The 12,960-nt window shown below is 44.2% G+C and carries 14 protein-coding genes; 3 read left to right on the forward strand and 11 right to left on the reverse strand.

What is annotated here, in order from left to right:
* Positions 1 to 278 precede the first annotated feature (278 nt).
* A complete protein-coding gene (locus D9X91_RS19045; RefSeq protein ID WP_121682242.1) occupies positions 279 to 1,154 on the reverse strand; it encodes a nucleotidyltransferase-like protein in 876 nt (291 codons plus the stop codon).
* A gap of 163 nt (positions 1,155 to 1,317) precedes the next feature.
* On the opposite strand from D9X91_RS19045, the gene D9X91_RS19050 reads away from it, so the two are divergent.
* Entirely contained in the window at positions 1,318 to 1,662 is a 345-nt protein-coding gene (locus D9X91_RS19050; RefSeq protein WP_121682243.1) for a YgzB family protein, read from the forward strand.
* Between the two features lie 33 nt (positions 1,663 to 1,695).
* Here D9X91_RS19050 and perR read toward each other — a convergent pair whose 3' ends face one another.
* The 8 genes from perR to D9X91_RS19090 all read right to left on the reverse strand — a co-directional run bounded on the left by perR (position 1,696) and on the right by D9X91_RS19090 (position 7,668).
* Positions 1,696 to 2,139: a peroxide-responsive transcriptional repressor PerR gene (gene perR, locus D9X91_RS19055; protein ID WP_121682244.1), complete on the reverse strand. Its 444-nt coding sequence runs from the start codon at positions 2,137 to 2,139 to the stop codon at positions 1,696 to 1,698.
* A gap of 80 nt (positions 2,140 to 2,219) precedes the next feature.
* Positions 2,220 to 2,780 (reverse strand): cob(I)yrinic acid a,c-diamide adenosyltransferase, encoded by a 561-nt coding sequence (locus tag D9X91_RS19060; protein WP_121682245.1) that lies wholly within the window; start codon positions 2,778 to 2,780, stop codon positions 2,220 to 2,222.
* 3 nt (positions 2,781 to 2,783) lie between these two features.
* Positions 2,784 to 3,740, reverse strand: a complete 957-nt coding sequence (locus D9X91_RS19065; protein WP_121682246.1) for a D-2-hydroxyacid dehydrogenase — start codon at positions 3,738 to 3,740, stop codon at positions 2,784 to 2,786.
* A gap of 276 nt (positions 3,741 to 4,016) precedes the next feature.
* Positions 4,017 to 4,487 carry a thioredoxin-dependent thiol peroxidase gene (gene bcp, locus D9X91_RS19070; RefSeq protein ID WP_121682247.1) on the reverse strand — a complete coding sequence of 157 codons (471 nt, stop codon included), beginning with the start codon at positions 4,485 to 4,487 and terminating at the stop codon, positions 4,017 to 4,019.
* A gap of 75 nt (positions 4,488 to 4,562) precedes the next feature.
* A complete protein-coding gene (locus D9X91_RS19075; RefSeq protein WP_233569857.1) occupies positions 4,563 to 4,973 on the reverse strand; it encodes a potassium channel family protein in 411 nt (136 codons plus the stop codon).
* Positions 4,974 to 5,065: 92 nt separating this feature from the next.
* Positions 5,066 to 5,851 carry an ABC transporter permease gene (locus D9X91_RS19080; protein WP_121682248.1) on the reverse strand — a complete coding sequence of 262 codons (786 nt, stop codon included), beginning with the start codon at positions 5,849 to 5,851 and terminating at the stop codon, positions 5,066 to 5,068.
* Positions 5,852 to 5,855: 4 nt separating this feature from the next.
* On the reverse strand, positions 5,856 to 6,647 hold the full coding sequence (locus D9X91_RS19085) for an ABC transporter permease (protein ID WP_121682249.1): 792 nt from the start codon (positions 6,645 to 6,647) through the stop codon (positions 5,856 to 5,858).
* Between the two features lie 13 nt (positions 6,648 to 6,660).
* The gene (locus D9X91_RS19090) at positions 6,661 to 7,668 is read right to left on the reverse strand and encodes an ABC transporter ATP-binding protein (protein WP_121682250.1); all 1,008 of its coding nucleotides are present in this window, start codon (positions 7,666 to 7,668) and stop codon (positions 6,661 to 6,663) included.
* A 156-nt stretch (positions 7,669 to 7,824) separates the two neighbouring features.
* On the opposite strand from D9X91_RS19090, the gene D9X91_RS19095 reads away from it, so the two are divergent.
* A complete protein-coding gene (locus tag D9X91_RS19095) occupies positions 7,825 to 9,111 on the forward strand; it encodes a glutamate-1-semialdehyde 2,1-aminomutase (protein ID WP_121682251.1) in 1,287 nt (428 codons plus the stop codon).
* A gap of 525 nt (positions 9,112 to 9,636) precedes the next feature.
* Entirely contained in the window at positions 9,637 to 10,719 is a 1,083-nt protein-coding gene (locus D9X91_RS19100) for an FUSC family protein (protein WP_121682252.1), read from the forward strand.
* Between the two features lie 247 nt (positions 10,720 to 10,966).
* On the opposite strand, the gene nikC is transcribed toward D9X91_RS19100, so the two are convergent.
* Together nikC and D9X91_RS19110 are read right to left on the reverse strand one after the other, a co-directional pair.
* A complete protein-coding gene (gene nikC, locus D9X91_RS19105; protein ID WP_121682253.1) occupies positions 10,967 to 11,863 on the reverse strand; it encodes a nickel transporter permease in 897 nt (298 codons plus the stop codon).
* Between the two features lie 34 nt (positions 11,864 to 11,897).
* Entirely contained in the window at positions 11,898 to 12,902 is a 1,005-nt protein-coding gene (locus tag D9X91_RS19110; RefSeq protein ID WP_121682254.1) for an ABC transporter permease, read from the reverse strand.
* Positions 12,903 to 12,960 lie beyond the last annotated feature (58 nt).

Consider the following 12,960-nt stretch of genomic DNA (forward strand, 5'->3'; position numbering starts at 1 on the left):
AAACTCTCCGAAAAAATGCCGACTTTGAAAGTCGTCTTTTTTCAAGCTTGATTAGCTCGATTTTAAAAAATAGAATTAACGTTGACGTTTGTTTCGTTCAGTTTTCAAAGATCAATTTCGCTCAATGGCGACTTTATTATCATATCAAGCGATGACTTTCGTGTCAACACTTTTTTTATCTTTTTTTCTTTCGTTCGCCGCTGCCAAAGTTGTTGTTCAGCAGCGACGCTTATAAATATATCAGCCCTAGAAATGAAAGTCAACAGAAAAATGATATTTTAAGATAATTTTTTCGAAGCCGAATAGTAACGGTGGAATATCCCTTGTCCCTTCGTCTCCACATTGGTTACTTCAATCATGTTTTTCTCTACTAAATACTCTAATAAGATTGCAAGATCTACGGAATAATGCTTCAACTCATCATGATTGATCAAATCATTGAAGCTCCATGATTCTTTTTTCTCCAAGACTTCAACGAGATGGCCGATACCGGAACGTGTTCTTGAATGAATCAGGAATTCGCTCGCCAAGAAAAGAAGCTCCAGACGCTTTTCAATCGATTCGTCGCTTGTGACAAGCTCTTCATATAATTTAAAGATTTCAGGTTCGATCTGCTTCACTTGATTCCAGACGGTTATTTCAGGATGGAAGCCATTTTCGATCACGGATAAACGCGCCAAATGATGAAGGGAATGGACAATATGATTATATGCATCCAGGTAATGATGGTTATCAAAGAACGCTTTACCGTCTGTATATCTTCTTATTAACTTAGCAAACTCGATTCCCATTTTGATTTTCCGTCCGTAAAACGGGAAATCCCTCAATTCTGTTTTAAGGTGATCGACATACTCGTTCCGATCAAATAGGATCTTGCCGTTGAACAGCCAATCGACGATTTTTCGATTGGTTCCAAGAAGCATCCATTCTCTTAATTGCTCTTCGCTGACAATATGCAATGCAGCTTTTTGTTCTTGGTAAGTGTAATGCTTAATAAAGACAGACTGCTCCGCTTCCTTGACGATGACGAGCAGGACCACGTCGAACGTATCGGTAATCGGACTTGCATTCTGCCTTTTCTCTATCATCAATATGCCTAATGTATTTTGTTGGCTTGCTCTTTCTTGGTAAATGGGACGAAGGATATCCTCCATAATCTATTCCTCCAATATCACTGACATTTTAGGATACTACTTCGACAATAATAATAAATATCCTTCAATAAGAAAAGACAATTTTCGACACTTCCTTGTCAAACATTCTTCTTCATTAGCAATAAAAGTATGATATAGTAATTTTCTAGGAGGGGACTTTTTTATGGCGAGGTATTCAAATAAGATAAATAAGATCCGAACGTTTGCATTAAGTTTGATTTTTATCGGCTTCATCATTATGTACATAGGCATTTTCTTCCGGACACATCCGATTGTGATGACAATATTTATGATACTGGGCCTATTGGCGATCATCGCGAGCACTGTGGTCTATTTTTGGATCGGTATGCTCTCGACAAAAGCCGTACAAGTCGTCTGCCCGAACTGCGGAAAACCGACCAAGATTTTGGGGCGGGTGGATATGTGCATGCACTGCCGTGAGCCATTGACGCTCGATGCTTCTCTTGAAGGAAAAGAATTTGATGAGTCATATAATAGAAAAAAATAAAAAAGATGGCGGCATGATAATGCGCCATCTTTTTTAATGTGCTTCTTTTTTGCTGCAATCGGGGCACGTTCCGTAGATTTCCATTCTGTGCGCCCCCACCTTGAAGCCTGTGACATGCGAAGCCAGATGCTCCACTTCATCGAGGCCTGGATAGTGGAAATCCACAATTTTGCCACACGATTCACATATGACATGATAGTGATCGGTTGTCACAAAATCGAAGCGGCTGGATGAATCTCCATAGGTAAGTTCTTTGACTAAACCCACCTCACGAAATACCCGCAAATTATTATAAACGGTAGCCACACTCATATTGGGGAACTTCCCTTCCAGCGCTTTGTAGATATCATCGGCTGTCGGGTGTGACATGGAGCTGATTAAATATTCAAGTATCGCATGACGTTGAGGTGTGATTCGCACCCCTGTTTCTTTTAAAGTATCCAGAGCTTCTTTCAGCTGATCGTGAGACACCGTCATGCACCTCTTTCCTAAAAAGAATTAATTATTACTTTAAAATCTTTATAAATAGTTTACTAAGAATGGTATGTTTCTGTCAATTAATCATGCTTGTTTTGATGAAGAGTCTCTTCTGTTTCACCGAGCTGCTGATTGACATATCTTGCAGCCACGAATAGCAGATCGGACAGGCGGTTCAAGTAGGACATCACCAATGGATTTACATCCTCGCCAATTGCAACCGCTTTTCTTTCCGCTCTCCTGACAATGGTCCTGGCTGCGTGGAATGATGCACCAGATGGGTGGCCTCCAGGCAAAATGAAATTCGTGAGCTGTGGAAGTTCTTCTTCCCATTTATCAATCGCGGCCTCTAAATGATCCACCTCTTCTTGGGCCACCTTCCATTTGACTTCTTTTCCAGAAGGAGTCGCCAATTCCGCACCTACATGAAATAGGACAGTCTGGATGCGGTGGAAGGTTTTCATAAATTCCTGCTGGTCCGGCAAGAATTCATTTTTAATATGGCTGAGTGCCAGTCCGATCATCGAGTTCGCTTCATCGCAAGTCCCATAAGCTTCGACCCGCATATCTGATTTTGAAACTCTTTGTCCGTACACCAAAGAGGTCGTCCCTTTGTCTCCTGTTTTCGTATAAATTTTCATCTGTTAGTACCCCCTCTTTGGATCAATTATATTCGTGAAAGTGTTCTTATTATTTATATATGTATGTAGATTATGCCTGAATATTTCAAATGCCCTGCGCAAATAGTTTTCTGAATGACTGGATACATGTGGAGTGATGACTAGATTGTCCAGGAACCAGAATGGATGGTTTGACGGAAGAGGCTCCATCATGAATACATCGAGGAATGCAAATGCAATGATTTTATTCTTCAGTACATCCAACAATACGTCCTCTTTCACTGCGTCTCCCCTGCCAATATTAATGAAAACTGCAGAAGGTTTCATCCTTGTAAAATGGTCTTTCGTAAAAATAAACCGTGTCCAGTTCGTGCTCGGCAAAAGGTTGATGACAAAATCCACCTCGGGCAAAGCATCCTTAAATGTATTCAGTGTGTGCATACTGTGAAAAGGTTTTTTCACGGTACCACTTGAGTTCACACCGTGGACATTCATCCCGAAGACACTCAGCACCTTAGCAATTTCAGTCCCTATCGCTCCTGCCCCGACAATCATGACATTTTTTCCGTGAAGCTCGTTCATGGAATGACCGGCATGCCAGCTATGATTTTCCTGATGGCCAAGCAATACCCGGAATTGCTTTGCATGTTCAAGCATCAAACCGACCGTGAACTCAGCCATCGGAATTTTATGGATCCCGCGGGCATTCGTCACAAGGATGTCCCTTTTTTGAATCGCCTCCAGCGGCATCAGCTCCAAACCGGCTGAAACGACCATGATCCATTTAAGGTGCTTTGCCTTTTGGATATGGATTTCTTTCAGGTCTTCCCCGAATGTAACCAGCGCTTCTACTTCATTCCACTGTCTATCAGATACACGATTAATATTCGTTTCAATCATCGATTCCATTGGCTGGCCCTTAAGCTGTTCAACCTCTTCCAAATATTCTTTCAGTGGGTCAAACGTAAACAGGATTTTCATGTATTCACTCCCATCCCACAAAAGACTTCCCTTCATTCATTTTACCACTCGGTCCATTTTCAGGCTATGCACTTTTGGTGACAGGCACCGGAGTGACAGGCACCATAAAAAAAGAGGGCCGATGCTATCGACCCTTAAAGTAAGACTATCTGAGGAGGTATGCCCTAGTATAAGGTATGTTCTTTTCATAAGAATGCATGGACAATTGCCTCGAGTTTTTCAAAATAGGCATAGACGTTCTCCCTATTTTCAGTTTACTTTCTTTAAATTCCGCTCTTACATATTATCTTTGATGAATTGCAGCGCTTCAGCAACGTGCTCTTTTACTTTGACCTTGCGCCATTCCTTGGCGATTTGACCATCTTTTCCGATGATGAATGTGGAGCGCTCGATCCCCATGTATTCCTTGCCAAAGTTTTTCTTCAATTTCCATACACCATACGCTTCCGCTACTTTATGATCTTCGTCCACTAGCAGTAAGAATGGCAGTCCATGCTTGTCTACGAATTTTTGGTGCTTCTCGATCGGATCGGGGCTCACTCCCAGGATGACCGTATCCAAATCCGAAAAGTTCTCATGCTGATCGCGGAAATCACACGCTTCCGTCGTGCAGCCAGGTGTCATATCTTTTGGATAAAAATAAAGCACCACATTTTTCTTCCCTTTAAAATCAGATAGTTGAACGGTTTCGCCACTATTGGCCATCAATGTAAATTCAGGTGCAGCATTTCCTACTTCAATACTCATGCAAATCCCTCCAGCTAACTATTATCTTCACTAGTAGCGTAACCAAAACAGCCGGAGAAAACAAATTTCAAAACTCTACTTATGTGTTTTTTCAAAATCCATCACCGTGCGCATGACAAATGCCGCTGGGATCGTGTAGCCGATCAGTGCCTCGATACCAGCCAGCAACCGACCGGCTGCAATGGGAACGACATCTCCGTACCCAACAGAAAACAGCGTCATCGCACTGAAATAAAAACTCGTGCACAAATGCTGCCAAAATCCTCCCACACCCGCATTTACACCTTCAGACAATACATGCATCCCCTTCATTTCCAGCATCGTGTAGAGGAGGCCGAAACCGATCATCAACGTGCAATAAATCGAACTGATCAAGATCAAGTTTTCAAATGAAACATGCTTATATTTCATCTTTGAAGGAATGAATAATGTCCGCATGCTCAAAATCATACAAAGGACAACCGCTCCCATCAGCGTATAAATCAATGGCCTGCACCCCCAAAGGCTCGTCAACACATTGTACGCTCGAATTCGTCAATCTATGAAAAAAGCCCGGACATTTTTGTCCAGGCTCTCGATTAATTTCCGGCACCGCGGTACCGTTTTATTCCTTTGTTCCATAAAATGATCGCAATCAGGAAAAAGATCAAACCGATGACCGGTGTCAAGAACGCATAGCCGTACCATTCCTTCTTCCCAAGGAAAAACGCCGACGGATAGACGCCGACAAAGGCAAACGGGAGGATCCAGGTCAGCACGAACCGAATGACGGAATTATAAATGTTGACCGGGTATCTTCCATAGTTTCCGATATTATACATCATCGGCATGATCGACGTTTTTGCATCGGACCAGAAGCCGATGCTCGCTAGCGCGATGAAGATGCCTGCATATACGAGCGCACCGCCGAGGACCATGATGATAAACACAAATGGATCGTACCAAGTCAATTCCAGCCCTAATTCATCCCCTGCATAGAACATGACGGCCAATCCGGTGATGACACCGAACAGGGACTCCAGCTCCATCCGCTCGAGGATGATTTGAAACAAGCTGTGAATCGGCCTTGTCAATATACGATCAAGCTCTCCTTTTACAATGTAGCGATCATTGAAATCCCATATATTGAAGAACGATGAAAATAACGCGAACGGCACAAGGAAAAATCCATAAATAAAAATGATTTCATTTTGGGTCCAACCACTCAACAGCCTCGTATGCCCAAATACAACGAGGATAAAAATTAAATTGACTGCTTGAAATAAAAGGTCTGAAAAGATCTCCACAAGCAAGTCCATCCGATATTGCAGTCTTGTTTTCATATATTGGGCGACATATTGAAAAAACATCGATACATAAAACATATCGTCACCCTCCTTGAATGATCATTTGTTTTTTTGCCAGCACCCAAAGCACTTGAATCGGGATGAAAAGGATTACAGCCCATACACCTTGAAGCAAAATCGCTTCAAGCGCTTCATGTCCTTTGAAACCCCCGGTGAAAATCATGCTCGGGACATAGCTGATGCCTTGGAAGGGCAAATATTTCATGACTCCCTGAGCCCACATCGGGAAAAAACTGATCGGAAGCAGCAGGCCGGAAAACAAATCGATGACCACCCGCTTCGCCCGGATGAGGCCGTCATTATTAAATAAGAAAAAAGTCGTCATCCCTGTAAGCAGGTTGATCTGCGTGTTGATCATGAAGCTTAGCACGATCGAAACGGCAAAGCTCAACCATGTCGTCCATTCTGCATTAAATTGAATCGGAAAGATAAAGGAAACGATCACCATGCCGGGAATGGAAAAGAACAGTATTCGGAAGATCCCTTCCCCCAGACCTTGCATCGTTTTCATGCCAAGATAGCTGTAGGGGCGGATCAATTCCACGGCGACCTTCCCCTCTTTGATCTCAGCTGCGATTTCACGGTCGATGTTATTGAAGTAAAATGCCCTCGCCATCCAGGCAACTGCCACATAGGTGGTCATTTGGATAATCGATAGTCCTTGGATATTTTCTTTTCCTCCGTAAATCGCTTGCCAGAGAAAATAATAGGCGCCGATATTGATGCTATAAATCAAGATGCCGCTATAGTAATTCGTCCGGTATGCAAGCATCATCAAAAAGCGGATCCGAATCATTTCAATATATTTACTCATGATTCAATCCCCCCTATACAAAGCCTTTTTCATAAATATTGCGGATGATTTCTTCCGTCGATGTTTCTTGAATCTTGATATCCTTGATTTTATAATGACTGACCACCACGGCAATCAGCGAAGAAATCTTTTGATCATCCGCTTCCACTGTCGCAACGAATTTTTGCATCTTCCGATCGATGAGCCAATTCACCTCGAGTTCCTTCGTTAAATGCGTCAATTCTTCCGCATCCACGGTCTCAAGGAATTGAAATTCAATTTCCTTTTTATCTCCCCAGCTTTGCTTTAAGTGACTGAGGGCACCGTCGTAGATGATGCTTCCTTCATCAAGCATCACGACCCTGTCGCATAACGCTTCGATATCGGACAGATCATGCGTCGTCAATAGGATGGTCGTGTTAAACTTCTCATTTATCTCTTTCAAAAATTGACGGATCTTCAGTTTAACCAGGACATCCAATCCGATTGTCGGTTCATCGAGGAACAGCAATGGCGGATTATGAATCAAGGCCGCCCCCAATTCACAGCGCATCCTTTGGCCGAGTGACAGCTTTCGGACCGGCTTGTCCAACAGCGGTCCGATTTCCAATGTATCGATCACATGCTGCATATGCTCCTCATACTGTTCATCCGACACTTTATACACCTTTTTCAATAAACGGAACGATTCCTGGACGGCGATGTCCCACCAAAGCTGGGAACGCTGACCGAATACGACGCCGATCGTATTGACAAACTTTTCCCTTTCCTTATGTGGGTTCATCCCGTTGACGGTCACTGAACCAGCGGTCGGAGTCAATATCCCCGTGAGCATTTTGATGGTCGTCGACTTGCCTGCTCCGTTTTCACCGATATAGCCGACCATCTCTCCCTTTTTGACAGAAAAGCTTATATCATTGACCGCCGGGACGATCCGGTAATTTCTATTCAATAAATCGCGGAATGCGCCCTTCAGCCCTGAACGGCTCGAATAGGCCTTGAATTCTTTCCGCAAATGTTCCACTTCAATCGCATAAGTCATTTATGTGATCTCCTTTCTTCTCGTTGCCATTCCATAGTGTATCACATCCTATTGCCCACGACCTCTAGAATGCTTAACCATTTTCTAGATTTGCAGATTGGTGGCCAGCGTAATAAAATGAAGGTTGTACTTTCATAGAATAGGAGGGTTTTACCCATGAATTTTTCTAACTCGGAACGTTTACATAATGAAGCATTGGAACATATTGTCGGAGGCGTCAACAGCCCTTCCAGATCCTATAAAGCTGTCGGCGGCGGTGCACCGGTCGCCATGAAGCGAGGGGAAGGCGCTTATTTCTGGGATGTCGATGACAATAAATACATCGACTACTTGGCGGCATACGGCCCGATCATTACTGGCCACGCGCATCCCCATATTACCGAAGCGATCAAAAAGGCTGCTGAAACAGGCGTTCTATACGGGACGCCGACAGAGCAGGAAGTCAAGTTTGCCAAAATGCTGAAGGAAGCGATGCCCGCCTTGGACAAGGTTCGCTTCGTCAATTCCGGTACCGAAGCCGTCATGACGACGATCCGTGTTGCACGTGCTTATACTGGCCGTGATAAAGTCATCAAGTTTGCCGGCTGCTATCACGGACATTCCGACCTTGTCCTTGTAGCTGCAGGATCTGGTCCTTCTACACTTGGCACACCTGATTCAGCAGGTGTGCCTAAAAGCATTGCCCAAGAGGTCATCACCGTTCCATTCAATGACATCGAACCGTTCAAGGAAGCATTGGAAAAATGGGGTGACGAAATTGCTGCCGTTTTAGTCGAACCGATTGTCGGCAACTTTGGGATCGTCGAGCCGAAGCCAGGCTTCTTGGAGCAGGTGAATGAACTGACCCACAATGCCGGTGCGCTCGTCATTTATGATGAAGTCATCACGGCATTCCGTTTCATGTACGGCGGTGCACAGGATCTTCTCAATGTGAAGCCGGATCTAACTGCGATGGGAAAAATCATCGGCGGCGGATTGCCGATCGGGGCATACGGCGGACGTGCGGATATTATGGAAAAGGTCGCCCCGCTAGGTCCTGCCTATCAAGCTGGAACCATGGCAGGAAACCCGGCTTCCATCCTTTCCGGAATCGCATGCTTGGAAGTTCTGAAGCAAGAAGGTGTCTACGAACACCTTGACCGTTTAGGCAAGCTGCTTGAAGAAGGAATCTTGGAAGCTGCCAAAACGCACAATGTACCGATTACAATCAACCGCTTGAAAGGCGCATTGACAATTTACTTCACAACCGAAACAGTCGTGAACTATGAGCAAGCAGAAGCAACCGACGGCGAAATGTTCGCGAAGTTCTTCAAGCTCATGCTCAATCAAGGCATCAATCTCGCCCCTTCGAAATATGAAGCTTGGTTCATCACGACCGCTCATACGGAGGAAGATATCAAGGAAACCATTGAAGCTGTAAATATTGCATTCTCTCAGATGTAAAACTATTTTAATGCACCTCATCAGGGTCCGTACCTGATGAGGTTTTTTAATAAGCGTCGATTTTTAACAATAAGGCTTTGTTAAAGCTTATTGTTGATATACGCTTTCTCCAGCTGTTGATTGGAGTGCAAGTCGAAGACTCCGGCGGAAAAGCGGAGTCAGGGAGACCCCGGAGGCGATAGCCGAGGAGGCTCCCGGCCCGCCCGCGGAAAGCGAAGACTTGCGCGGAAATCAACAGCGATATTTTTAACAGAGCCAAAAATAAAATAGGGCATTTCTGTAGATAACCGAACATACGCTGACAGAGCGCAAGTTTTTCTTTACTCAAATCATAATTTTGTCCATTTTTTTACAATGCATATATGGAAAGCCTTTCAGGTGAAAAAATTAACCGAAAGCATCTTGCTATTCCCCAAAAGACCCTGTATAGTACAATGTTGTTTAATATACATGCATCATGTATATATATAGTAACACCCCCTCTTAAGGGGCGAATTTTTAATTAGGAAAGGATATCCTATCACTATGAAGCTTGGTGCCCGCATTTTCAAAACGGGAATCGCGATTGTTTTAGCATTGTTTGTAGCAGAGATCCTGCATCTTCCGTCCCCTGTATTTGCTGGGATTGCAGCGATTTTTGCCGTCCAGCCGACCATTTATCGTTCGTATTTGTCGATCATCGAACAGGTACAGGCCAATTTGATCGGCGCTATACTGGCAGTCGCCATCGTCCTTCTATTTGGAAATCACGTCATATTTGTGGGACTGGCCGCCATCATTGCCATAACGATTATATTAAAGTTAAAAATAGAGAACACGATCGGTTTGTCGCTTGTTACGATGATTTCCATCATGGAAGCACCCGGAGAAAATTTCATTCAGTTTGCCATCATACGTTTTTCTACTATTATGCTAGGGGTGTTTTCATCCTTTATCGTAAACTTGATTTTTCTGCCGCCAAAGTATGAGACTAAATTATTTTCCCGCGTTTCGAATGTGACGGAGGATATGCTGAAATGGATCCGCCTCAGCACCCGTCACGCAACAGAGAATCACTTGTTGAAAAAGGACATGGAAAAGATCAAAGAGCGGCTGATCAAAATCGATCAAATCTATCTTCATTTCAAGGAAGAACGCAGTTATTTTAAAATGAATCATATTGCGAAAAATAGAAAGCTAGTGATTTATCGCCAAATGATTTCAACGCTAAGGAGAGCATTTGAAATTTTGAAAAGGCTCCACCGCTTCGAGAATGACATCCATCAGCTGCCGGAGGAAATCCTGCAGTTGATCCAAGGCCAACTCGATGGACTGATGAGCTACCATGAACAGCTTTTATTGAAATTCGTCGGCAAAGTAAAGGCGGATATCGAGTTTGACAGCGTCCATAATGTGTGTGCCCAGCGGAATGAATTGTTGAAAGTATTCATTAAGAGGATGAGGGAATACGATTTGCAGGAGGAAATTCAATCCTTTCATTTTATGCACCTCCTCTCTTCCATCTTGGAATATAATGAGCACCTTGAACATTTAGAAAAACTCATTGCCAGCTTCCAATCGTACCACGTAGAAGAAAACGAAGTATTGGTTGAAGATGATGACGATTAATAAAAAGAAAAGACAGCTGCCCATCCGGGAAGCTGTCTTTTCCATTGATTATTTCTATCAGTGGTTGATTCCCACTTCAGGCGAACGCTTTCTGCGGACCGCTTCTCCCATCGCTGTCGCAGCTATTCGTTTCTATCAACTACTAAAAATAAAAAAGGGAAAGAGGATTTTTCCCTCGTTCCCTTTTGTCTACATATTAAGAAGCTGCATCCTAATTTTATCAAAGTTGTTTAAAACCCTGCTTTGTTTAGTTCTTCATCCTTGGGTCAAGTGCATCACGCAAACCATCTCCCATGAGGTTGAATCCTAATACAGTTACCATGATGGCAAGTCCCGGAAAAATCATCGTCCATGGTGCTTGAATCAGGTACTGCCTGGAATCTGCAAGCATTTTCCCCCATTCTGCAGCAGGCGGCTGTGCCCCAAGCCCAAGGAAACCAAGCGCAGCCGCTTCAATGATGGCAGTCGCGATCGCAAGCGTCCCTTGAACAATGATCGGAGCCATACTGTTCGGCAGGATGTGCTGGAACAGGATCCTGACATCGCTCATTCCGATTGCTTTGGCCGACATGATGTATTCTTCCTGCTTGACGCTCAACACTTTTGAACGGATCAAACGCCCGAAGTTCGGGACATTGATGATTGCGATCGCAATCAGGGCATTTCTAAGTGATGGCCCCAAAACAGCCACGACAGCAATCGCCAGCAAGATGCTCGGGAATGCCAGCATGATGTCAAAAAAGCGGGAGATGATGATGTCCGTCCATTTTCCATAATAGCCCGCGATGATTCCAAGGAGGCTTCCGACAACGACGGAGCCAACGACTGCAAAGAATCCTACCGTTAATGAAATTCTTGCCCCATACAATACCCTTGAAAATATATCACGGCCGAAATCATCCGTTCCGAACCAATGCTCTGCCGACGGTGATTGAAGCCTGTCAGACAACATTTGCTCATTGTTTCCTTGCGGCGCCAATAATGGCGCAAAAAATGCGATGAAAATGAAGAATATAACGATGCCAGCGCCGATCAGCGCAGATTTATTCTTCTTGAACCCTCTCCACGCTTCCTTCCAAGGAGAAGACACTTCTTCGGCTTTTACGGACTGAAGCTTTTCTTGATTGGGAGCTAGTTCTGCCATATCGATTCCTCCTTACTTCATAACCTTTTATGACTTAGTTGTATTTGATCCTTGGATCCACTGCTGCATAGAGGAGATCTACGACCAAATTAATGAAGACAAATATAAATGCTATCAACAAGATGCCGGATTGAATGACCGGATAATCACGATATGAAATAGCATCATAAATATACCTGCCTATGCCTGGCCATCCGAAGATCGTTTCTGTCAAGATTGCGCCCCCCAATAATAGCCCCATCTGCAAGCCGATGACGGTCAATACCGGGATCACTGCATTTTTCAGCGAATGCTTGTAGACGACCCAGAACATCTTCATTCCTTTCGCACGCGCGGTGCGGATAAAGTCAGAACGCATCACCTCAAGCATACTGGAACGCGTCATCCTGGCAATGATGGCCATCGGGATCGTACCAAGCGCGATGCCCGGAAGGATTAAATGCTTCAGCACTTCGATGAATTGATCGAATCTTCCTTGAATCAACGTATCCAATAAATACAAATTTGTGATCGCTTCGATTGGATCGCGTATATTTTCACGGCCGGTCGTCGGCAGCCAATGAAGATTGATGGAGAATACCCACTGTTCCATGAGGCCAAGCCAGAAAATAGGGATCGAAACGCCCAACAATGCTAGAATCATCGCTGCGTAGTCGAACCATGAATTTTGGAACCATGCACTGATGATTCCAGCATTGACCCCAACAACAACCGCGATGACCATCGCGACGAGGGAAAGCTCGAGGGTTGCGGCTAAGTATGGCCAAATTTCTTCACTGACAGCCGTCCTTGTTCGGATCGACGTGCCCAAATTCCCCTGGAGTAGATGTTTAATATAATCGATGTACTGAACATACCAAGGATGATTCAAGCCCAGCTCTTTCGTCAATGCAGCAACAGCTTCCTTCGTGGCCTGCTGGCCGAGGATGACCTGTGCGGGATTACCGGGAATCGCACGAATGATCAAAAAAACGACAAACGTCATTCCAAGTAGAACGGGAATCAATTGTAATATCCTTCTGATTGTATATTGAAGCATGCTGTCTCACCTCTTCTACCATATATGTACAACGGGGAACGAGCCCCAATGGACAATT

Origin of the sequence: Falsibacillus albus (assembly GCF_003668575.1) — a bacterium.
Taxonomy (GTDB): domain Bacteria; phylum Bacillota; class Bacilli; order Bacillales; family DSM-25281; genus Falsibacillus; species Falsibacillus albus.

Bases quoted from the DNA above. Each gene is read 5' to 3' on its own strand.
- D9X91_RS19045 (WP_121682242.1), bottom strand. From the start codon at position 1,154: ATGGAGGATATCCTTCGTCCCATTTACCAAGAAAGAGCAAGCCAACAA.
- D9X91_RS19050 (WP_121682243.1), top strand. From the start codon at position 1,318: ATGGCGAGGTATTCAAATAAGATAAATAAGATCCGAACGTTTGCATTA.
- perR (WP_121682244.1), bottom strand. From the start codon at position 2,139: ATGACGGTGTCTCACGATCAGCTGAAAGAAGCTCTGGATACTTTAAAA.
- D9X91_RS19060 (WP_121682245.1), bottom strand. From the start codon at position 2,780: ATGAAAATTTATACGAAAACAGGAGACAAAGGGACGACCTCTTTGGTG.
- D9X91_RS19065 (WP_121682246.1), bottom strand. From the start codon at position 3,740: ATGAAAATCCTGTTTACGTTTGACCCACTGAAAGAATATTTGGAAGAG.
- bcp (WP_121682247.1), bottom strand. From the start codon at position 4,487: ATGAGTATTGAAGTAGGAAATGCTGCACCTGAATTTACATTGATGGCC.
- D9X91_RS19080 (WP_121682248.1), bottom strand. From the start codon at position 5,851: ATGTTTTATGTATCGATGTTTTTTCAATATGTCGCCCAATATATGAAA.
- D9X91_RS19085 (WP_121682249.1), bottom strand. From the start codon at position 6,647: ATGAGTAAATATATTGAAATGATTCGGATCCGCTTTTTGATGATGCTT.
- D9X91_RS19090 (WP_121682250.1), bottom strand. From the start codon at position 7,668: ATGACTTATGCGATTGAAGTGGAACATTTGCGGAAAGAATTCAAGGCC.
- D9X91_RS19095 (WP_121682251.1), top strand. From the start codon at position 7,825: ATGAATTTTTCTAACTCGGAACGTTTACATAATGAAGCATTGGAACAT.
- D9X91_RS19100 (WP_121682252.1), top strand. From the start codon at position 9,637: ATGAAGCTTGGTGCCCGCATTTTCAAAACGGGAATCGCGATTGTTTTA.
- nikC (WP_121682253.1), bottom strand. From the start codon at position 11,863: ATGGCAGAACTAGCTCCCAATCAAGAAAAGCTTCAGTCCGTAAAAGCC.
- D9X91_RS19110 (WP_121682254.1), bottom strand. From the start codon at position 12,902: ATGCTTCAATATACAATCAGAAGGATATTACAATTGATTCCCGTTCTA.